This window comes from Bacillus sp. AFS037270 (assembly GCF_002585305.1).
Map to the genome: position 1 here is coordinate 146,303 of NZ_NUNF01000002.1, position 21,904 is coordinate 168,206.

The window sequence follows — 21,904 nt, forward strand, 5'->3', positions numbered from 1 at the left end:
CAATTATCCCATGAGTTCATTGAATTCTCTATTAAGTTTTTGATTCATCTTTGAAAAGCTGTAAAATGTTCTATTGGAATGAAAAATAGGGAATTAATCCAGGCGCTATTTGAACCATGAATTTAACAAAGGATCCCAATTTAAACACCTATTAAACTAATCCGTTTCATATCAATTTTGTGAAGGATTACACTTAAAGTAAGAAGTTTCGGATTCAATAACAAAGAAAACTCGCCAATACTATGGCGAGTTTTGCTTTTTTTATATGCCAATTACAATGTCAAAACGACTGTCAATTCGGGCAGAGTAAGCACCTCAACAGGGAACCCTTTAGAATAAATCTGCCAGCTTCCAATTTATCGTTTTTGCAATTCCTGCTGCAACAATTTATTGACCAGTTGTGGATTAGCCTGTCCCTTAGTAGCTTTCATCAGCTGACCAACAAGGAATCCAACGGCCTTATTTTTTCCATCCTTGAAATCTTCTACTGATTTCGGATTGGCATCAAGTACCTCTGCAATAATCTTAAGAAGTGTGCCTTCATCAGAAATTTGTACAAGTCCTTTTTCCTTAACGATTTTTTCCGCATCGCCGCCATTTTCAATTAACTCTTTAAAAACAGTTTTGGCAATCTTAGAAGAAATCGTTCCATTTTCAATCAACTTAATCATGCCTGCTAACCCTTCCGGAGTTAACGCCACCTGATCAAGTTCCTTGCCCTCAGCATTTAGGTATGCAGACACATCACCCATAACCCAGTTCGAAGCAAGCTTCGCATCAGCACCGCCGCTAACCGTTGCCTCAAAGAAATCAGCCATTTCTTTCGTTACCGTCAATACTTTGGCATCATAAACAGGCAAGCCAAGTTCTTCAATATAACGCTTTTGGCGCTGGTCCGGAAGCTCAGGGATTTCAGCACGAATCCGTGCTTTCCAATCCTCATCTATATATAAATCAAGTAAATCTGGCTCTGGGAAGTAACGATAGTCATCAGAACCTTCTTTAACCCTCATTAAAATTGTTGTCCCTGTAGCTTCATCAAAACGGCGTGTTTCCTGATCAATCGTCCCGCCTGAAGATACTACTTCCCGCTGGCGTTTTTCTTCATACTCAAGACCTTTACGGACAAAGTTGAATGAGTTCAAGTTCTTTAATTCGGTTTTCGTTCCGAACTCTTCTTGTCCGACTGGACGGATGGAAATATTGGCATCACAGCGAAGCGAGCCCTCTTCCATTTTACAATCGGAAACACCTGTATATTGAATAATTGATTTTAATTTTTCAAGATAAGCATAGGCTTCATCCGGAGTACGGATATCCGGCTCAGAAACGATTTCGACTAGCGGCGTTCCTTGGCGGTTGTAATCACACAAAGAATATCCTTTTTCGTGGTTCAGCTTGCCGGCATCTTCTTCTAGATGAATCCTTGTAATCCCGATCCTTTTCGTATAGCCGTTTACTTCAATCTCAATCCAGCCATGCTCACCAATCGGCTGGTCAAATTGCGAGATTTGATAGGCTTTCGGGTTGTCTGGATAAAAATAGTTCTTACGGTCAAATTTTGTATGTGTGGCAACCTGACAATTTAAAGCCATCGCTGCCTTCATTCCGAACTCAACTGCCTTTTTGTTAAGGACAGGCAGTACACCCGGATATCCAAGGTCAATTACACTTGTATTGGTATTCGGCTCAGCCCCAAAGTGGTTCGGGCTTGCTGAGAAGATCTTCGATTCTGTTTTTAACTCAACATGGACCTCAAGTCCAATTACTGTTTCAAATTCCATCGTTTCCACCCCCTACAATTCTGGCTTCTGTTTATGAAAGTCTGTTGCCTGCTCAAACGCATGGGCAACACGATAAATGGTTGCTTCATCAAAATGCTTGCCAATGATTTGTAATCCAAGCGGAAGACCTGCATCAAAGCCGCATGGAATGGAGATTCCAGGTACGCCGGCAAGGTTAACTGGGATTGTTAAAATATCATTGATATACATGGTTAACGGATCATCGATTTTTTCGCCAATTTTAAACGCAGGTGTTGGTGTTGTTGGTCCAACAATTACGTCATATTTTTCAAAAACATCTTCAAAATCCTTCTTAATCAACGTCCGGGCCTGCTGTGCTTTTTTATAATAAGCATCATAGTAACCGGAGCTAAGTGCAAACGTACCAAGCATGATCCGGCGTTTTACTTCATCACCGAAGCCTTCTGCACGTGTCTTTTTATATAATTCAATTAAACTTTCTGCATCTTGAGTTCGATAGCCATAACGCACCCCGTCAAAACGAGCAAGGTTTGCTGATGCTTCTGATGAGGACAGCAAATAATAAGTTGCTAAGGCATACTTGGAATGCGGTAGAGAAACTTCTTCCCATTCAGCGCCAAGACTCTCAAGGACCTTTAATGAATCCATTACAGATTGGCGGACTGCATCTGTCACACCTTCGCCTAAATATTCTTTTGGCACGGCGATTTTTAGACCCTTAATGTCGCCTGTTAGAGCAGAAGCAAAATTTGGAACATCAACATTCGCAGAAGTTGAGTCCATTGGATCTAAACCAGAGATAGCTTGTAATAGATAAGCATTGTCCTCAACCGTTCTTGTAATTGGACCGATTTGATCAAGCGATGAAGCAAAGGCGACGAGACCAAAACGAGATACACGGCCGTAAGTTGGTTTCATTCCAACGACGCCACAAAAAGACGCAGGCTGTCGGATGGAACCGCCGGTATCAGACCCTAAGGAGAAAAGCACTTCTCCTGATGCGACAGATGCTGCAGAACCGCCTGAAGAACCGCCAGGCACCCTTTCAAGATTCCATGGATTACGTGTTTTTTGGTAGTGGGAGTTTTCATTTGAGGATCCCATTGCAAACTCGTCCATATTTAGTTTACCGATTGTAACGGTTTCTGCTTGCTGCAGTTTTTGAACAACCGTTGCATCATAAATCGGGTCAAAATTTTCTAGAATTTTACTCGCACAAGTAGTACGCAAACCCTTGGTAACGATGTTATCCTTCACGCCAATCGGCATGCCAAAAAGCAAACCTCTGGAATCTTCAGAATTCAACTTTTCATCTTGTGATTTTGCAGTTGCCCGGGCTCTTTCTTCATCTAGGGTTAAAAAGGCCTTGACCTTGTCTTCAACCTGGCCAATACGTTTATATGACTCTTCTACGAGATCGGATACGGTTAATTCCTTCTTATGTATTAACTCATGAAGGTCCGAAACTTTATAATCAAATAGACTCAATTTTTTCACTCCCTACTCTCCCAATATCGATGGTACCTTAATTTGACCGTCCTGATGCTCAGGTGCATTTTTCAGCACCTCTTCACGCGGCAGCCCTTTTTGTGAAACGTCCTCGCGCAATACATTTTTCATATCAAGGACATGGTATGTAGGCTTCACATTCTCCGTATCCAATTCATTTAACTGTTCTGCAAAAGTAATAATCTTATCCAACTGTTTTGTAAATTTTTCGACTTCTTCTTCCGTAACGGCTAATCGCGCCAAGTTGGCAACGTGTTTTACTTCTTCCGTTGAAATTCGTGACATGCTTTTAACCCCCTATCTCAATATTATTTTATAATTGATAATACCAAACTTTTTCGCTTTACCGCAATGATTCCTTCTTCATTATTAACAAACAAAGAGAGTTTTAGATTATCATTTAACATTTTAACAAAAATGAAACCTGACAGCGTGAAGAGACGTCATTTATAATATTCAAATAAGCTAAGAATTTGGGAGAGTAATTGTAATGAAAAAGAAACGAAAACGGAAGAAATGGAAAACCTTTTTCGTGTTGTTTTTGCTTTTTTGCGGATTGGCTTGGGTTCAAATTCACTTTCAAAAACAAATTTCCCCTCCGTTCGTGAAAACTGATACTTTTGCAGCGGTAAAAAAATATACGCCTTTTATCCATGACGAATTAGCAAAATATCAGCTCGAGGAGCACACCCCTGTACTTGTTGCCCTGATGCAGCAGGAAAGTCACGGCCTTGGCGGAGATCCGATGCAGGCCTCTGAATCGGCCGGTTTGGCTAAAAATACGATTACTGACCCTAAACAGAGTATCCAGGTCGGAGTAAAGCATTTTCAACGCGTCCTGGCTTATGGAACTCAAAAAAAGGTAGATTTCCCAACGATTATACAGGCATATAACATGGGGGCTGGCTATATTGACTATGTAGCGCAGCATGGCGGGAAACATAGTGAGGAACTGGCAAAGGATTTTTCCCTTCTACAGGTAAAACAAAAACCAGCCCTATATAATTGCGGCGGAGACAAGGATAATTTCCGCTATCCATATTGCTATGGTGATTTTACCTACAGCACCAAGGTGAATAAGAATATTCAATTGTTAGTGGATAGTGTTCCTGTGACAAACAGCGAAAAAACACCTAGTGGATCTTTTTAAAGAATCATTAGGTGTTTTTGTTTTGTATACTTTTCACAGTTGTCACTTGAAGGATTTTGAACGGGATATAACCTAATATCCCACCTAGGGTATTTAAAATAAGGTCATCGACATCAAAGCTGCCAAATTCAAATACTAGTTGAATGGTTTCAAACGTTAAACTCAAGATAAAGGTGGTAATGGTAACCGTGCTAAGTTTCTGGAACCCTTTTGAGAGCAATGGTAAAATAAATCCAAATGGGGCAAATCCGATGATATTCCCTACTAAATTCTCAATTCGGATAGTTAAATTAATATCAGCTAAATACATGTAGAAATAAATGGTTTTGAAGGGAACGAAGTTATTGTCACGCCAGTGGTAACCATCGTATGTAAAGTTAAAATGTTCAATAATTTGCGATAACGGGATATATTTAAAAAGGATTAATTTTGAAAGAATAGCAATATAAACACAAAGGATAAGTGTCAGGATTAGTTTAAAAATCAGCTTCATTATCACTGCTCCATTTTTAAAGTGTCAAACTCTACCATACCATAGTTTTAAGCTAATGTGATGAAAAATAATTAATTGGAGGAAATTAGTATGGCCGAACATCACTTCCACTTAAAAGCCAACTGGCCTGGCTTGCGTAATGATATTGGCGAAATTGAGGCTGGAAATTTAAAAACAAAGGTATCCATTCCGCCCGAAATGGACGGGCCCGGTGTTGGTACAAATCCGGATGAAATGCTGCTTGGAGCAGCAGCAACCTGTTATATTATTACGCTTGCTGCGATGCTGGAGCGTTCTGGTCTGGAAAAGGAATCATTAACGATGGATTCAGAGGCTATTGTCGATGTGACGGGCGGCGTTTTTACCTATAAAAAAATTATTCATCGCCCACGTGTAGTTTTGAAAAGCAATGCTGGCGCAAAAGATTTGTCATTGGCTAAGAAGCTGGCGCAAAAAGCCGAAACTTCTTGTATGATTAGTCGCGCGATTCAAGGGAATGTGGAGATGGAGCTTGAGGCATTGGTTGAAGTTGCAATTGAATAGGTGCTCCTGAGCCGAGCACCCTTTTTTCTAGTAAAATTCCATATGTCCTTTTTCCTGTTGGTAGTAATCCAATCTATCTTGAAGCGTACCAGTATGAAATTCAAATTTATGCCCATCTGGGTCGGTGAAATAAATAGATTTCTTATCCCTTTCATCCCGCTGCCGGCCATGCAAAATATTCACGTTTAGCTTCTCAAGTTTATTGCACATTTTTGAGAAATCCGCCTCATCTATTGAAAATGCAATATGGGTATAAGATTGGTTGAACTCATTACGGGGGATGCCCTTTTCAACCTTAAGGGCAAGCCATAGACCATTTAAATCAAAGTAAGCTGTGTTGCTTCCTTTTACTAATAGTTTGGCCTCAAGTACATTTTGATAAAATTTAATTGATTTATCTAAATCAGACACCGAGAAAAGTAAGTGATTTATTCCTTTAATTGTCATACATTCACCTTTTTAAATTTAATTTTATTGCCTATTTAAAAAAAATAAAAGTGTGTGATCCATATTTGAACCACACACTTAGTTTCACCGCTTGAACAACTTAGCAAATAGACTTTTTTTCTCTGGCAGCTTTTCAGGTATTTGGACTTTTTGGCTAATAAATATATCTTCCTTGTCGATCGCAACGCTCATGGCTAATACTAAACCGATGTCTGTATCATGCTCTTTGTTGGTCACAATCTTATGTTCCATTTTATTTTTTGAGGCTAGTTTTACATATTTAGATAACTCTTCATATGCCATGTTTCCATTTAGTAAAAGATGTGCCTTTGGATATTCCTTCATGAATTGCTCTACTTGTGGATATATTTTGGTTTCCGCTACCTGGCTTTTGGTTAGTGCGACTATGATTCGTTCACGTAAGGTTCCTAGGTATTTCCGCCGCTCTTCTGGTTTTGTTTCTAAAGGTCCATAGATGCCTTGCTGCAGGACATCCTCTACAGTTTTCCTTTCCAAGCATATCAACTCCATCTAAAAGGCTATTATTATGTATGATAATACCTTAAAAAACGTGCTGTTCCAAAATTCAAGGAAATTGGTTTTGCCTTATCCGCAAGTTGGCTGCCCTTATCCGCGAGTTAGCCCCCTATCCGTAAGTTGGCTACCCTTATCCGCGAGTTAGCCCCCTATCCGCAAGTTGGCTACCCTTATCCGCGAGTTGGCTACCCTTGTCCGCGAGTTGGCTACCCTTATCCGCAAGTTAGCCCCCTATCCGCAAGTTGGCTACCCTTATCCGCGAGTTGGCTACCCTTATCCGCAAGTTAGCCCCCTATCCGCAAGTTGACTCCTCTTTTCCGCTAGTTAGCTACCCTTATCCGCAAGTTAGCTACCCCTATCCGCAAGTTGACTCCTCTCATCCGTAAGTTAACCTCCAACCAACAAAAAAGGATCCTCCCCTCCAAACGGAAAGCAGGATCCACTCACAACTTTATTTATTACTACTAAACTGCTCTACCTCCGTTGACCCCTTCAATGCCGTAGTCGAAGACGTACCACCTGTAATAACCATCGATACCTGATCAAAGTAACCCGTACCAACCTCACGCTGATGCCGTGTCGCAGTGTAGCCGTATTGCTCGCTGCTAAACTCAGCTTCCTGCAACTCCGAGTAAGCAGCCATACCGCGCTCCTTATAGCCGCGGGCAAGCTCGAACATGCTGTGATTCAAGGCATGGAAGCCGGCAAGCGTAACGAACTGGAACTTGTAGCCCATTTCGCCAAGCTCCTTTTGGAACTTTGCAATCGTTTCTTGATTCAGCTTCTTCTTCCAGTTAAAGGATGGTGAACAGTTATAGGCTAATAGTTTGCCAGGGAACTTCTCATGAATCGCTTCTGCAAACCTCCTAGCTTCCTCAATATTCGGCTCAGAAGTTTCACACCAAATTAAGTCAGCATATGGAGCATAAGCTAAACCGCGGGCAATCGCCTGATCAATTCCTGCACTAGTACGGAAGAAGCCTTCCGGGGTCCGTTCACCTGTAATAAACGGAGCATCATTCATATCGATATCACTCGTAATCAAATCCGCCGCATTCGCATCCGTCCGGGCAACTAGTACAGTTGGAACCCCCATTACGTCTGCAGCCAAACGCGCCGCAATCAAGTTGCGAACCGCCGTTTGTGTTGGCAGCAGCACTTTTCCGCCCAAGTGTCCGCATTTTTTTTCGGAAGACAACTGGTCTTCAAAGTGAACACCTGAAGCACCTGCTTCAATCATCCCTTTCATCAATTCGAAACAGTTTAACTGTCCGCCAAAACCAGCTTCAGCATCAGCCACAATCGGTGCAAACCAGTCAATTGAATTATCGCCTTCCGAATGATGGATTTGGTCTGCACGCTGCAGGGCTTGATTAATCCTCTTTACCACACTTGGTACACTGTTTGCTGGATACAAGCTTTGATCCGGATACATATGTCCTGATAGGTTTGCATCGGCTGCCACTTGCCAGCCGCTTAAGTAAATAGCTTTTAATCCTGCCTTTACTTGTTGGACAGCCTGATTTCCTGTCAACGCTCCAAGGGCATTAACATAATCTTCTTCATTTAATAGCTTCCAAAGCTTTTCAGCACCCCTGTGGGCTAAAGTATGCTCAATATCAATCGAACCGCGGAGTTTGATCACATCTTCTGCCGTGTACGGTCTAGTAATTCCTTTCCAACGGCTATCCATTTCCCAGCTTTCTTGTAATTGAGCAGCTCTTGAATCTGTCATTTTAAAATTCCTCCTATTAATCTATTTAGATATTTTTATAAAAAGAATCCCCTATAACTGCTGATACCCTGGCAGTGTTAAGAAGTCGATAAATTCATCATTCAAGATCAAACGGTCAAATAGTTGAACAGCTTCGGTGAATCTGCCCTTTTCAAAGTTTTCAGCGCCGACTTCCAGCTTAATCTTCTCCAACTCTTCTTGCTTTAATTGCTCATACATTTCGGCAGTCACTTTTCTGCCGTCGTCTAAGATACCTTTTGGATGGCGGATCCATTGCCACAGCTGTGCACGTGAAATTTCAGCCGTTGCTGCGTCCTCCATCAAATTATGGATTGGGGCGGCACCTCTGCCATTTAACCAGGATGCCACATATTGAATGCCAACATTGATGTTTGTACGGACTCCTGCTTCCGTAATTGTGCCGTTTGGTACTTCTAGTAAATCCTGTGCTGTAATTGTTACCTTCTGCTGTTTAGCAGTATGGATTTGGTTCGGCGTTGGCATTTCACGGTTGAATACTTCCATCGCCACCGGCACTAGTCCTGGATGTGCAACCCATGTTCCATCATGACCATCACGGGCCTCTCGTTCCTTATCGGCACGAACACTAGCAAACGCTTCCTCATTGGCCTGCGGATTATTTTTTATCGGTATTTGCGCGGCCATCCCACCCATTGCTGGTGCCTTGCGGCGATGACAAGTTTGAATTGTTAATAGTGAATAGGAACGCATAAACGGTGAAGTCATCGTTACTTGCGAGCGATCCGGTAATATAACTTCCTTTTGATGGCGAAGCTTTTTAATATAGCTGAAGATATAATCCCAGCGTCCGCAGTTTAATCCTGCGGAGTGTTCCTTTAACTCATAAAGAATTTCATCCATTTCAAACGCAGCTAAAATAGTTTCTATCAATACCGTTGCTTTGATGGTTCCTTGAGGAATCCCCAGCTTCTCCTGTGTATACACAAATACGTCGTTCCAAAGCCGTGCTTCTAAGTGACTCTCAAGCTTTGGCAGATAAAAGTAGGGGCCTGAACCGTTTGCAAGCAATGTTTTTACATTATGGAAAAAGTAGATTCCAAAATCGAAAAAGCTTCCAGAGATGGGCTTGCCATCTAAGAGCACATGTTTTTCTTCGAGATGCAGTCCGCGTGGTCTAACGATGAGAACCGCTGTTTCTTCCTTAAGCTCATATGTTTTTCCATTTGGATTTTCAAACGATATTGTGCGGTTTATCGCATCTCTTAAGTTGATCTGTCCTTCAATGATACTTTCCCATGTCGGTGATGTGGCATCCTCAAAATCAGCCATAAACAATTTTGCACCTGAGTTTAACGCATTGATGACCATTTTGCGGTCAGTCGGCCCGGTTATTTCTACCCGGCGATCTTGGAGATCCTTTGGCAGCGGCGCCACTGTCCAATCACTGTTCCGGATATGCTTGGTTTCAGGAAGAAAATCAGGAAGCTTACCTTTATTCATTTCCTCTTGGCGTTTATCCCTGTACTGCAACAGTTCGATTCTGCGGTGACCAAATTTACGCTCTAACTCTTCGATTAAGTTTAATGCCCCGGGTGTCAAAATCTCATCATACTGGGCTTTCAAAGCCCCAACTACTTCAATACCTGTAGTTTGCGTCGACATGTACTCGTTCACCTCTTTGTTATAATACAGTACTTACCTTCGTTTTGTATTATATAACAGTATTTTGGAAAAGGGAACCATTTTTTCTGAAAATTTTTAAAAATAGGTAATTATCCCCTGCACTTATAGGGGTAACTTTTATAGAACGGAGCAAAACCTTGATATCTATACGTTTATTCAATAGGTATATTTTCCTGCCCACGACAAAAAAACGAGTGCCTTTAAAAAAAGGTACCCGCTTTTACTTTAATTCCTCATATAAACGCTGGAAATCCTCCGCGCGATTTTGACTGTTTAAAAAATCCTCGCTAACCATTGCTGTTAGTAATTTTCTTTTTAAAGCTGGATCTTTCACTTCCTTGAGAATCCATTGCCGCGTGGTAAAAAGAAATTCAAGGTATTCTTCATATCGTTCATCAAATAGCTGTTCTAACTCCGCGCGTAATTTCTTGGCAAGTATTGGACTTGCCCCTCCAGTCGATACCGCTATACTTAACCGACCCCGCTGCACATGTGCTGGCAGATGAAAATCGGAAATGTCCGGGTCATCGGCAACCGTCACCAGCTGATGCTTCTCGGCCAAGGATTTTACGGATTGATTAATGTCCTTATCGTCAGTTGCTGCAAAGATAAGAGCCGCACCCCGAAGGTCTTCCGCTAAAAAGAACTTTTTTTCCCATACAATTTTTCCATCTAGAAAAAGGGTTTGGATTTCGCCTGTAGCTTCCGGGCTGATCACCACCACCTGAGCCCCCGTGCCAAGCAGACCTCGAACCTTTCGCTCGGCCACCCTGCCGCCGCCGATCACTACTACTTTTTTTCCATCAAGTTGTAACATAATCGGATAGTTTGTCCTCATTTCTCTACTCCCTGTAATGGATGCTCTACCAAATAGTTTACTAACGCTTCCTTCGAAGGGCTGACTGGCACCTCGGGAGAACCAAGTCCAGCATTTATCGCAGCGGCTTGCGTTAATTCTCCCATAGCGATTACCTGCTTACCATTCAACAGCTGCCATGCATTTATATCACATTCTGCTAGTGCTGTCATAAACGGTTTAACGGAGGCACTGCTTGGGAAAATCATCGTATTGATCTGTGCTTCCTTAAGCATTCGTTGAAAAATCGGCAAGAATTGGCGATCCAACTCCTTGTTGCTTGTTACCATAACCTCTGCTTTATGAAAGTTTGTCTGTAATAATTGATTATCACCGACAATCAGCATTTTTTCTGAGTCGACAATCTCCGAAGCCAGTTTCCCGATCAATCCTCGCTCACGTAATGCCTTTAACGTTTTGCTAGACAACGCAAAGAGTTCCGCACGTATGTTGCGAACATCAATTTTCTGTTCAATAACAGCCGCAAAAAATTCTGCCGCATTTTCAGGTGATGTAAATAATATTTTTTCAAAGCTAGTAACCCTTCGGAGATCAAGCGGTATCCTTGTTACTTTCCACTTTGGAAACTCAATTACATCTGCCCCTTGTACAAGTAATTCTTTTGCTAATTCACTTGGGCTTGAACTTGTCCGTGCTAACAAAATTTGCCGGCCATACAAAGGCTTTTTCTCAAACCAGCTTATTTTTTCACGGAGAGAGATAACGTCTCCGACCAAAATAATCGATGGATTGCTGAACTTTGCCTTTAGCACTTTCTCGGAAATATTAGCTAATGTTCCTTGCAACGTTTTTTGCCGGCCAAAGGTACCCCAGTGAATCAATATCACCGGTGTAGACGAAGGCTTTCCATATTTGATAAGATTTTCGCAAATAAACGGTAAATTCCCAACCCCCATGTAAAAAGCAATCGTGTCCACACCTCTGGAAAGTCCTTCCCAATCAAGGAGCGGCTTTCCATCCTGAGATTTGTCATGGGCGGTAACAACCGCGAAGGATTCCGCATGCTCACGATGGGTGACAGGAATTCCTGCATAAAGGGGGGCTGCAATCCCCGATGAAATGCCAGGAACGATTTCAAAAGGAATTTGGTATTCAGCCAGGGCTGTTGCTTCCTCACCTACTCTGCCAAATACGCCCGGATCGCCGCCTTTTAACCGCACCACGATTTTTCCTGCTAATGCCTTTTTCACTAGGAAATCATTAATGCTCTCTTGGCGCAAGGTATGACGGTCAGGCAGCTTTCCGCAATAGATGAACTCACAATCACTGCCGGCGTATTCTAATAGCTTGGGATTGGCAAGCCGGTCATAAAGTATGACCTCGGCTTGCTTAATCGCCTCTAATCCTTTTATTGTGATTAAACCCACATCTCCTGGTCCTGCTCCTACTAAAAATACTTTTCCTGTTTTCATCCTGCTGCAGCCTTCCTTCCCCTTTTATAAGGCTAATTTCACATAGATTTTTGTTTTTCGCATAAGTTCATCAACCCGTATAACTAAATGCTTCATGGCATTATTTTGTAAAAACATTTGCGAAAAGAGCCTTTATAAAACAATAAAGATAATATCTTCTTTGACTTCTACCTTAAAGGTTCTCACCTGACCTTCATCAGGAGCCTGAACCTTTCCATCTACTAATGAGATTTTCCAATCATAGACCGGACAATACACATATTCGCCGCTGATCAGACCTTCAGAGAGGACCCCTCCCTTTGGATGGGGGCTGCGGTTTTCTAATGCATAAACCTGACCAGTTGTTGTTTTAAATAGAGCTACTTCTGTCGTGTCAACTTTGATAGAATACCCAGCTCTTGCTTTTACATTTTTATAATGTGCTACTGGAATTCGAGTGATAGTTTCGATCATTTGGATTCACTCCCGACTGAAATGTTATATCTAGTATAATATTTATCCTTTATTTCTTCATTTTGAATTGCTTCATTCCATGGCTCAATATATTTTTTCAAGGTTTGATCCATTCTTTCGTTTAAGGCTTTACGTGTTTCTTCGTCTGCCAATACTTCCTTGACATGATCCAGTCCCATCCGCTCAACCCATTTAGAGGTCCGCTCCAAATAGTTAGCTGTTTCGCGGTAATACTGGAGGTAAGCACTTGTCATTTCCATTACTTCTTCTTCTGTTTTCACGGTACATAGCAGATCGCCGGCCCGAAGGTCAACACCGCCGTTACCAGCGACATAGATTTCCCAGCCTCCATCAATTCCGACGAAGCCGATATCCTTGATACCTGCCTCTGAACAGTTTCTTGGACATGCAGATACGCCCATTTTCACTTTATGTGGTGTATCCAGACGTTCAAATTTCTTTTCCAGCTTGATGCCAAGTGCCATTGAATCTTGTGTACCGTAGCGGCAGAATTGTGCTCCAACGCAAGTCTTAACCGTTCTTAGTGTTTTTCCGTAAGCATAACCAGATGGCATATCAAGCTCTTCCCACATCGCCGGAAGGTCTTCTTTTTTCACACCGAACAAACCGATTCGTTGTCCACCTGTTAATTTTACTAAAGGAACGTTATACTTTTCAGCAACTTCAGCTATTTTTTTCAAATCTGCTGCGGTTGTGACACCACCATACATTCTTGGAACAACAGAATACGTTCCATCTTTCTGGATATTAGCATGCATCTTCTCATTCACGAGACGGGAATCACGGTCATCCTTATATTCATCCATATGAATCATGCCAAGATAGTAGTTGATTGCCGGACGGCATTTCGTACAACCTTCCGTATTATTCCAATCAAGTACGTTCATGACCTCTTTTACACTCGTTAGTCCTTTTTCCTTGATTTCAGCTACCAATTCCTCACGGCTTACTGTAGTACACCCGCAAATGCTTGTTTTCTGAGCTGCAGCCGCATCAAACTGATCACCTAATGTATGGGCAAGAATTTGGCTGACCATTGGTTTACAGCGTCCGCAAGAACGGCCCGCGTTAGTGCAATGGCTTACTTGGTCTAGTGTTGTTAGGCCTTGTGTTTGGATTGCTTCGACAATCGCGCCCTTTGTGACCCCGTTACAGCCGCAGACTAACTCATCATTTGGCATAGATGCAATATCGTCCGTGCCGCCTTCTCCAGTACATTCTGTATGGAAAATAGAAACACCGCTGATATCTTCTTTTTTGGTCAGCATTCTATATAATCTAGTACTATCTTTTGTATCACCATAAAGGACAATTCCTACTATTGTGTTGTTTCTAGTTAGTACTCGTTTATAGAGTCCCTCGTACTCATTGTAAACCATAATAGATTTAGTAGTGCCATCTTCAAAAATTTCACCCGCAGAAAATAAATCGACACCCGCAACTTTTAGCTGTGTCCCAGTTACAGAACCTTCATATGGGTTCGATTCGATTCCGCAAATATGACTGGCAAGGATTTTTCCTTGCTCATATAATGGGGCAACTAGGCCATAAACAATTTCTCTGTGTTCCGCACATTCGCCGACTGCGTATACATGAGGGACACTTGTTTCCATATAGTCATTCACAACAATACCGCGGTTCACATAGATGCCGCTGTCCTTTGCAACTTGTATGTTCGACTTAATTCCAATCGCCATAACAACCAGATCTGCTTCAACTTCTGTACCATCTTTAAAACGAAGTCCTGTTACACGCTCATCGCCTAAAATTTCAACGGTTTGTTTCTCCATTAAGAAGTTCATGCCTTGTGATTCTAGCTCTGTTTTAAGTAAAGAAGAGGCGATTGGGTCAAGCTGGCGTTCCATTAGATGAGGCATGAGGTGGACAACATCGACTTTCATGCCAAGGTTTAGGAGCCCTCTTGCTGCTTCAAGTCCAAGCAGCCCGCCGCCAATGACAACAGCTTTTTGGTATTGGTTCGCTGATTTGATCATCATTTCACAATCTTTGATATCGCGAAAACCCGTTACACCGATTTTGTCTGCACCGGGAATAGGCAAAATAAATGAGTTAGATCCTGTTGCAATGATTAGTTCATCATACTCTATTTCTCGACCTTGATTACTGATGACACGCTTACTTTCTACATCGATGTTTACAACGGCTTCTCCTGTGTACAGCTCGATATTATTTTCTTTATACCATTCAAGTGGGTTGATAATAATATCATCAAAGTTTGTATCACCCTGTAGGATATTTGATAGTTTAATCCGATTGTAGTTTGGATGCGGTTCTTCCCCAAAGATGGTAATCTCAAATTGCTCGGTATTCAGTTTAAGAATTTCCTCAATGGTCCTTACTCCAGCCATTCCGTTACCAATCATTACTAGTTTCTTCATATCTGGTTGGCTCCTTTATATTTAATAAATGTTTAATTTTAACTTAAAAGGTTTTCTCTATATTTGTATTGTAAAAGATCTATTTCAGAAATATTGTGAAGTTCATCACATTTCAACAGCTAATTGTGAACATTTCTAGTAAATGTTAATGCCAAATTGCGAGAGACAACCATATCTACCATACCCACCCTAATAAAACGGCCAAAATAAAAAAGGGTGACAGGCACCCTTTTTACGTTATGCAGGTTGTTTATTTTTTCTTAGTGCGAGATGGGGGTTGATGGCATTGATGACGGGTATTAATATGCCGATTAGGACCACAGGGGCTAGCTCCCATAATTCCAACGGTGGTGTGATAAGGATTCCAGACTTGTGAATGGCATAAAGGCTGAGAAAATAGGCTAAACTGCCAATGAGTCCAGCGAGCCAGTTGGTTCTTCTAAACAAAAGAAAGGCCAGTGGGATTAGGATGATTGTCATCGGTACGTACGAGGTAGGATATTCTACTGCTGCAAAGATAGCTCTGCCAATAAATCTTAAACTAATGTATAGTAGGGCTCCCATAAATGGAATAGTAAAATCACGTAATATACGAATCGTCACAACCGTTAATAGCCCTACCATTAAGACAGAATAAATCGGATACACATATACTGGGATTCCACCAAAGATTTGTGATGCGGGGTCAGAGATTAACTCAAGAATTTCCTTCGAAGCAATCGATTTTCCATGAATGTATTGGTCATAAGAGATCGCTCCATTTTCCTGTTGCATATTCGGAAACAACAAGCATTCCAGCAAGAACATCATAAACCACGTATGCATTGACTTCCATGTCGGTACTGTATGCCATGTATACAAATTAAATCCACGCCATACTCCAAATATCATGATGTCTGTGGCAATATAGTAAATAAAATGAGTTGGACTCCAGGTCGTTAAATCGATCCCATAGGCAATATGGTAGGTAAAATCAAGGGGAATACCGATAAGAAACAGCCCATATCCGATCGTAATGAGATTCCTTGAAAAAACGTCCATGTAAGTAGAGCGTCTCCACTCCTTAAATAACAGGATGCCTCCTAAGGCAAAACCCATGGTATTAACAATATGGGGAATAGAGTATTCTTCAAATAAATATTTAAAATGATAAGATGCATCCCAAGCCGACCCAATAAATTTTAATAAAAAAGCAAGGACCCATAAACGGTAATATTTCAATATTTCATCCCCTCTCAAGCTTTTATCTGTGTTTTGTTCCATTAATCAGGCACCTAGTGAAGTTTGCATTCAGATACAACTTCGGTCCATTCAGATTATCCCAACAGGTCAAAAGGGTCTCCAATTATGGCTATTAAGATATAATTTATCGCTAATGCCATTCCAAAAAGAATACCAGCTATCTTTACCTTTTTTTTCGTAAACAGCTTATACATAAAGACAATACCAGAGATGACGACAAATGCATTACATGTTAAAAAGGTCCAAAGCAAGCTCTCACTATGAGGTACTGCTGTAACATGAAACAAATATAATGGGATCAAAGGTCCAAAACCTCCAAGAAGACGATATACTAACTAGGTCTTTTTAGTGATGATTTTTTTTAACTATACTCTTTATTAATGACGTATTTCTTTTTAAAAATGTTTCCTTTTCATCTTGTTTTCTTAATATTATCATAGCGGGTATAAAGTTTTACATAAAATTCTTCCGTTGGATTTATTAGGTATTTTCTATTAGTTATAGATAACACTTTTAAAATGTCTTATAAAACATATTGTTATCGCTATCCATTTATTTATGACATTTCAAGAAAAAAAACCCTCCTCGCTTAGAGAAGGGGTTCGCTCATTCTTTTGTATGAATTAATACATTTCTGAAGTTGTTTTCGCTTGCATATGAAGAAGCAAGTAATCTGGTCCACCTGCTTTCGAGTCAGTACCAGACATATTGAAACCGCCGAATGGCTGGTAGCCAACAATGGCACCTGTACATGAACGGTTGAAATAAAGGTTACCAACATGAAAGTCTTCACGAGCCTGTTCTAAGTGGGCACGGTTATTGGTAATAACGGCCCCAGTTAAGCCATATTCCGTATTGTTGGCAATATCAATTGCTTCCGTGAAATCCTTTGCTTTAGTAAACCCAACCACTGGGCCAAAGATTTCTTCCTGCATAATTCGGGATGCAGGGGAAAGTTCTGCAAAAACAGTTGGCTTAATGAAATATCCTTTTGAATTATCACCTTCGCCGCCAGTCAGCAACTTACCTTCTTCTTTGCCAATTTCAATATACTCAAGGATTTTTTTATAAGCATTGATGTCAATAACAGGCCCCATGAAATTGCCTTGCTCAGCAGGATTTCCTACTGTTAATTGATTGGTTAACTCGACAACACGATTTAATACTTGTTCATATACATCCTCTACGACTACCGCACGAGAACAAGCAGAACATTTTTGGCCAGAGAAGCCGAATGCCCCAGCAACGATGGATTGGGCTGCGAGCTCAAGGTCCGCCTCTTTATCGACTACAATGGTATCTTTTCCACCCATTTCTGCAATTAAGCGTTTCATCCAAATTTGACCCGGGCTTAATTTAGATGAACGTTCGAAGATACGAAGACCCACATCACGAGAGCCGGTAAAGCTGATGAATCGTGTATCTTTATGATCTACTAAATAATCGCCTACTTCAGCTCCACTGCCTGGAACAAAGTTTAAAACTCCTTTTGGCAGGCCGGCTTCCTCCATTACTTCAACAAATTTGGCTGCGATAATTGGAGTGGTAGATGCTGGCTTTAATAAAACGGTATTGCCTGAGACAATGGCTGCAACAGTTGTTCCTGCCATAATGGCAAATGGAAAGTTCCATGGTGAAATAATAATGCCGACACCAAGTGGAATATAATCATAGCGATTGAATTCATTCGCTCGGCTTTGTACAGGAACCCCATCTTTTAAAGACAGCATTTGCCGTCCGTAATACTCAAGGAAGTCAATTCCTTCAGCCGTATCTGCATCGGCTTCTTTCCATGGCTTACCTGCTTCTTTTGTCATTAAAGCTGAAAATTCGTGTTTACGGCGGCGAATAATTGATGCCGCCTTAAAGAGGACATCAGCGCGCACTTCAGGTTTTGTTTTTTTCCAAGTTTTAAATGCTACTACCGCCGCTTGCATGGCTTTTTCCGCAAGCTCTTGGTTAGCCTTTGAAACCTGGCCAATTACTTCTTCTTTTTTTGCTGGATTATAGGAAATGATTTTCTCTTCTGTTGTGATTTTCTCTCCGCCAATGACCAGAGGATAATCTTGCCCCAAATAACCTTCTACTGTTTTTAATGCTTGTAGATAGGCCTGACGGTTATCTTCCACTGAAAAATCAGTAAACGGTTCATGCTTGTATGGCTGTATCATTTCTAACCCCTCCTATGTATTAAAACGGTTACATACAGATTCATTCTAACATGATTAAGAATGATTAGGAACTACAATGAACGTAGACTTAGATGGTCTTATCTTTTTAAAAATTGGCTGTGTTAAATTTGGCTGTTGATTTCCGCTCCAGGCGCTCGCTTTCCGCGGGCGTGCCGGAGATCTCCTCGGCCCCGTACTCCCACAGGAGTCGAGCGCCTTCCGCTCCAATCAACAGAGTATAAAAACAACAATCTTGTTTAACAGAGCCTAAAAATTGAAAAAGACCCAGCAAAAAGCTAGGTCTTATTGATAGATATAGACAAATGGTTCCGTTGCATCAGCCTTTTTGACAATGAGTGCCTCAGGACCATCCACGGACGTTACACTAACCGAAACAGAAAGATATTTAGGGAAATGCTCCATCACAAGCCCCGTCACATATTGGGTAAAACCAATCCCCTCTGTCTTTCCATAAAATTGAATTGGAATGGTGATACTCAAGTCCTGCAGTTGGTCACCTACATAAAAGGCCTTGCCAATCACGCCATTATAATTAGGGAAGTATTCCTCTACATCTTGTTTAAAGTTAAGGAAGGCAATCGTATCATCACGATGGTCATTTTCAGCGTCGGTAGAAGGGAACAAGTAGTATTTTTCATCAACCTTTTCCCAGCTATTAAGATCGGAGCTTCCTTGATCCACCGTTGAATACGTGAAAAAGTTGCCTGGTACGACTGACGTTTTACTTTGCTGCTCAAATAAAGCAATTGTGATTGGGATATTACCTAAATTCTTCATGGACCGAATACGTTTTACTACTTCTGCGGCCATTTTCTTGCCTTCCTGTTCCATTTCTGCAAACGGAATTTTTTTCTCTAGGGTATCGCCGTCTGATTGTAATTTATAATAGTAAATCGAGTTTAATGCCAAACCAATCGTGATTCCTGCCAGAGACACATTACCCTTATCGTCTTTTGTTAGATAATCATGTTCTAAGATATGAGCAAGATAAATCGGGCTTGAAGGCGTACTTCCAGCCGGACTGGTATTGACTGGATTTAAACCAATATTGTCCGCTGCTTTCATATTATTTCCCTTAAGCTGTGCAGCCGTATACTGACGGCTTAACCACTGTTTTATGGTCGCTGCCTTAATTTGCTGGCCCTCTTGAAAATAATACTTATCCGTGTCAAAACTGTTCTGGGCGATTCTCATCAAGCCCATTTCAAATTCATTTAAGTCATATCTTGTATTAATATTGTTAACAACTAATCCGCGCGCTTCCCCCGGTTCAAATGGCAGGATCGTCCGGTAATAATTATTCGAGATATTATATTTAGGAATAATCGCTTTCCCCGTTGTCTTCTCCTTTGTTTGAACTGTTTCATTTTGCTTTTGGAAGTTAGGTGCACAAGCACTAAGCAAAAAGACCATGGAGAGAGCGAGCAATGAGATTTTTCTCACGTCGATCCACCTCTTATTTATTTAATTCTACTAAAAGCCTCTCCTCGTCCCACACTTCGATACCCAGTTCTTGTGCTTTCGTTAACTTAGAACCCGCATCTTCACCCGCGATGACAAGATGTGTTTTTTTACTAACACTCCCAGCGACATTACCGCCAAGGGCTTCAATTTTTTCCTTCGCTTCATTTCGGGATAACTGCTCCAGTTTCCCTGTAAGGACAACCGTTTTCCCAGCAAACACACTGTCTGATTCTTCTACAGAAATAGGTCTTGCCCCTTTATATTCCATATTAACGCCAGCTGCCGTTAACTCGTTTATAAGCTCCATTGCTTCCTCTTGTTCAAAAAATGACACAATCGAGTCAGCCATCTTATCCCCGATTTCGTTGATACTGATTAACCCCATTTTGTCGGCCTGGGCTAATTTTTCCATGGTCATAAATTGTTGGGCGAGTGTTTTTGCAGCTTTCGCTCCAACATGGCGGATACCTAGTCCAAATAACAGCTTTTCAAGAGAATTAGCTTTGGAGGCTTCAATCGCTTTTAGCAAATTGGTGACAGACTTTTCACCCATTCTTTCCAAGGCTAACAGCTGTTCACGTGTTAGTTTATAAATATCCGCAACATCACCAATTAATTTTTCAGCAAAAAGCTGACTGATCACCTTTTCTCCAAGACCCTCAATGTTCATGGCATCACGGGAAACAAAATGAATCAATCCTTCGCGTATTTGTGCAGGACATTTCGGGTTAATACACCTGAGGGCTACTTCCCCTTCTAGACGAACAAGTTCACTTTCACACTCTGGACAATGTGTTGGCATGTGAAAATCCACTTCATCACCTGTTCGCTGGTCGGCCAGAACATTAACCACTTCCGGAATGATATCGCCTGCTTTTTTTACAACAACTTTATCACCGATTTTAATATCCTTTTCACGGATTAAATCCTCATTATGCAAGGAAGCCCTCTGTACGGTTGTTCCTGCTACTTTAACAGGCTCGAGAATAGCTGTCGGCGTAATGACACCGGTTCTCCCCACACTTAACTCAATCTCTAAAAGAGTCGTCACCACTTCTTCAGCTGGAAACTTAAAAGCGATGGCCCAGCGCGGACTTTTGGCCGTGGTACCAAGCTCGGCCTGCTGTTCTAGAGAATCTACCTTAATAACAATTCCATCAATTTCATATGGAAGGTGCGGACGCTTATCAACCCAGCTGTTAACAAACTCAATAACATCTTCAATCGATGCACATTTTCTGCGCTCTTTATTGGTTTTAAAGCCAAGATGATCTAAATAATCAAGCCCTTCACTATGGGTTACCACCCCGGTTTGACCGGTATTGCCAATCCCATATAAAAAAACATCGAGTTTTCTTGATGCCGCTATTTTCGGATCGAGCTGACGAAGGGATCCAGCTGCCGCATTTCTTGGGTTGGCAAACAGCTCCTCTCCGCGTTCTTCCCGCAGTTGATTCAATGCTTCAAACGAACGCTTTGGCATGTAAGCCTCACCGCGCACCTCAAGCGAAACATTTTCCCGCAGACGAAGCGGGATGGATTTTATTGTTTTTAGATTTGCCGTTATATCTTCCCCAATGGTACCGTCGCCGCGGGTTGCCCCTTGAACAAATAAACCATTTTCATAACGCAATGAAACAGCAAGTCCATCAATTTTCAATTCAGCAACATAAGAAATATTGCCGCCTACAGCTTGACGGACTCTGCGGTCAAAATCCCTTAGGTCTTCCTCGTTGAAGGCATTGCCCAAACTTAACATCGGTGAACGATGCTCCACCTTTTCAAATAGATCAAGGACCGGACCGCCGACACGGACCGACGGAGAATCAGGTGTTTTTAGCTCTGGGTACTTTTCCTCCAGCTCTAACAGCTCCTGCATGAGCTTGTCGTATTCGGCATCAGGTACCGAAGGATTGTCCAACACATAATATTCATAACCATATTGATTTAAGAGGCCTCTTATTTCCTCGATTTTTTTCGCAGCGGTTTGAAGATCCAT

General features: G+C 41.6%; 19 protein-coding genes. 2 read left to right on the forward strand and 17 right to left on the reverse strand.

Annotation, left to right across the window (positions count from 1 at the left end):
- Positions 1 to 356 precede the first annotated feature (356 nt).
- From gatB to gatC, 3 genes are read right to left on the reverse strand one after another with little or no spacing between them, the layout of a single operon-like run.
- Complete coding sequence (gatB, locus tag COD92_RS01095) at positions 357 to 1,784, reverse strand: Asp-tRNA(Asn)/Glu-tRNA(Gln) amidotransferase subunit GatB (RefSeq protein WP_098530773.1); 1,428 nt, start codon at positions 1,782 to 1,784, stop codon at positions 357 to 359.
- 12 nt (positions 1,785 to 1,796) lie between these two features.
- Positions 1,797 to 3,254 (reverse strand): Asp-tRNA(Asn)/Glu-tRNA(Gln) amidotransferase subunit GatA, encoded by a 1,458-nt coding sequence (gene gatA / locus COD92_RS01100; protein WP_098530810.1) that lies wholly within the window; start codon positions 3,252 to 3,254, stop codon positions 1,797 to 1,799.
- 12 nt (positions 3,255 to 3,266) lie between these two features.
- On the reverse strand, positions 3,267 to 3,560 hold the full coding sequence (gatC, locus tag COD92_RS01105) for an Asp-tRNA(Asn)/Glu-tRNA(Gln) amidotransferase subunit GatC (protein WP_098530774.1): 294 nt from the start codon (positions 3,558 to 3,560) through the stop codon (positions 3,267 to 3,269).
- 205 nt (positions 3,561 to 3,765) lie between these two features.
- Here gatC and COD92_RS01110 point away from each other — a divergent pair, with 205 nt between their 5' ends.
- The gene (locus COD92_RS01110; RefSeq protein ID WP_098995848.1) at positions 3,766 to 4,425 is read left to right on the forward strand and encodes a lysozyme family protein; all 660 of its coding nucleotides are present in this window, start codon (positions 3,766 to 3,768) and stop codon (positions 4,423 to 4,425) included.
- A gap of 7 nt (positions 4,426 to 4,432) precedes the next feature.
- On the opposite strand, the gene COD92_RS01115 is transcribed toward COD92_RS01110, so the two are convergent.
- Complete coding sequence (locus COD92_RS01115) at positions 4,433 to 4,918, reverse strand: VanZ family protein (protein WP_098995849.1); 486 nt, start codon at positions 4,916 to 4,918, stop codon at positions 4,433 to 4,435.
- 90 nt (positions 4,919 to 5,008) lie between these two features.
- Here COD92_RS01115 and COD92_RS01120 point away from each other — a divergent pair, with 90 nt between their 5' ends.
- Positions 5,009 to 5,461 (forward strand): OsmC family protein, encoded by a 453-nt coding sequence (locus COD92_RS01120; RefSeq protein ID WP_098530777.1) that lies wholly within the window; start codon positions 5,009 to 5,011, stop codon positions 5,459 to 5,461.
- Between the two features lie 27 nt (positions 5,462 to 5,488).
- Here COD92_RS01120 and fosM read toward each other — a convergent pair whose 3' ends face one another.
- The 13 genes from fosM to ligA all read right to left on the reverse strand — a co-directional run bounded on the left by fosM (position 5,489) and on the right by ligA (position 21,904).
- Complete coding sequence (gene fosM, locus COD92_RS01125; protein WP_098995850.1) at positions 5,489 to 5,908, reverse strand: FosM family fosfomycin resistance protein; 420 nt, start codon at positions 5,906 to 5,908, stop codon at positions 5,489 to 5,491.
- Positions 5,909 to 5,992: 84 nt separating this feature from the next.
- A complete protein-coding gene (locus tag COD92_RS01130; RefSeq protein WP_255286664.1) occupies positions 5,993 to 6,424 on the reverse strand; it encodes a YueI family protein in 432 nt (143 codons plus the stop codon).
- Between the two features lie 472 nt (positions 6,425 to 6,896).
- A complete protein-coding gene (gene aceA / locus COD92_RS01135) occupies positions 6,897 to 8,180 on the reverse strand; it encodes an isocitrate lyase (RefSeq protein WP_098530780.1) in 1,284 nt (427 codons plus the stop codon).
- A 51-nt stretch (positions 8,181 to 8,231) separates the two neighbouring features.
- Complete coding sequence (gene aceB / locus COD92_RS01140; protein WP_098530781.1) at positions 8,232 to 9,824, reverse strand: malate synthase A; 1,593 nt, start codon at positions 9,822 to 9,824, stop codon at positions 8,232 to 8,234.
- Between the two features lie 241 nt (positions 9,825 to 10,065).
- On the reverse strand, positions 10,066 to 10,683 hold the full coding sequence (locus COD92_RS01145; RefSeq protein ID WP_098530782.1) for a precorrin-2 dehydrogenase/sirohydrochlorin ferrochelatase family protein: 618 nt from the start codon (positions 10,681 to 10,683) through the stop codon (positions 10,066 to 10,068).
- Positions 10,680 to 12,134, reverse strand: coding sequence for a uroporphyrinogen-III C-methyltransferase (gene cobA, locus COD92_RS01150; protein ID WP_098995851.1), 1,455 nt, complete (start codon positions 12,132 to 12,134; stop codon positions 10,680 to 10,682). The genes COD92_RS01145 and cobA overlap by 4 nt, the downstream gene beginning before the upstream one ends.
- Positions 12,135 to 12,266: 132 nt before the next feature.
- Entirely contained in the window at positions 12,267 to 12,587 is a 321-nt protein-coding gene (nirD, locus tag COD92_RS01155) for a nitrite reductase small subunit NirD (protein WP_098995852.1), read from the reverse strand.
- Positions 12,584 to 15,007, reverse strand: coding sequence for a nitrite reductase large subunit NirB (gene nirB / locus COD92_RS01160; protein WP_098995853.1), 2,424 nt, complete (start codon positions 15,005 to 15,007; stop codon positions 12,584 to 12,586). The genes nirD and nirB overlap by 4 nt, the downstream gene beginning before the upstream one ends.
- 237 nt (positions 15,008 to 15,244) lie before the next feature.
- Positions 15,245 to 16,270: a hypothetical protein gene (locus COD92_RS01165; protein WP_098995854.1), complete on the reverse strand. Its 1,026-nt coding sequence runs from the start codon at positions 16,268 to 16,270 to the stop codon at positions 15,245 to 15,247.
- A gap of 53 nt (positions 16,271 to 16,323) precedes the next feature.
- Complete coding sequence (locus COD92_RS01170; protein ID WP_098995855.1) at positions 16,324 to 16,551, reverse strand: hypothetical protein; 228 nt, start codon at positions 16,549 to 16,551, stop codon at positions 16,324 to 16,326.
- Between the two features lie 321 nt (positions 16,552 to 16,872).
- Complete coding sequence (pruA, locus tag COD92_RS01175) at positions 16,873 to 18,420, reverse strand: L-glutamate gamma-semialdehyde dehydrogenase (RefSeq protein WP_098995856.1); 1,548 nt, start codon at positions 18,418 to 18,420, stop codon at positions 16,873 to 16,875.
- Between the two features lie 303 nt (positions 18,421 to 18,723).
- Positions 18,724 to 19,884 carry a CamS family sex pheromone protein gene (locus tag COD92_RS01180; RefSeq protein WP_098995857.1) on the reverse strand — a complete coding sequence of 387 codons (1,161 nt, stop codon included), beginning with the start codon at positions 19,882 to 19,884 and terminating at the stop codon, positions 18,724 to 18,726.
- A 13-nt stretch (positions 19,885 to 19,897) separates the two neighbouring features.
- A complete protein-coding gene (gene ligA, locus COD92_RS01185) occupies positions 19,898 to 21,904 on the reverse strand; it encodes an NAD-dependent DNA ligase LigA (RefSeq protein WP_098530790.1) in 2,007 nt (668 codons plus the stop codon).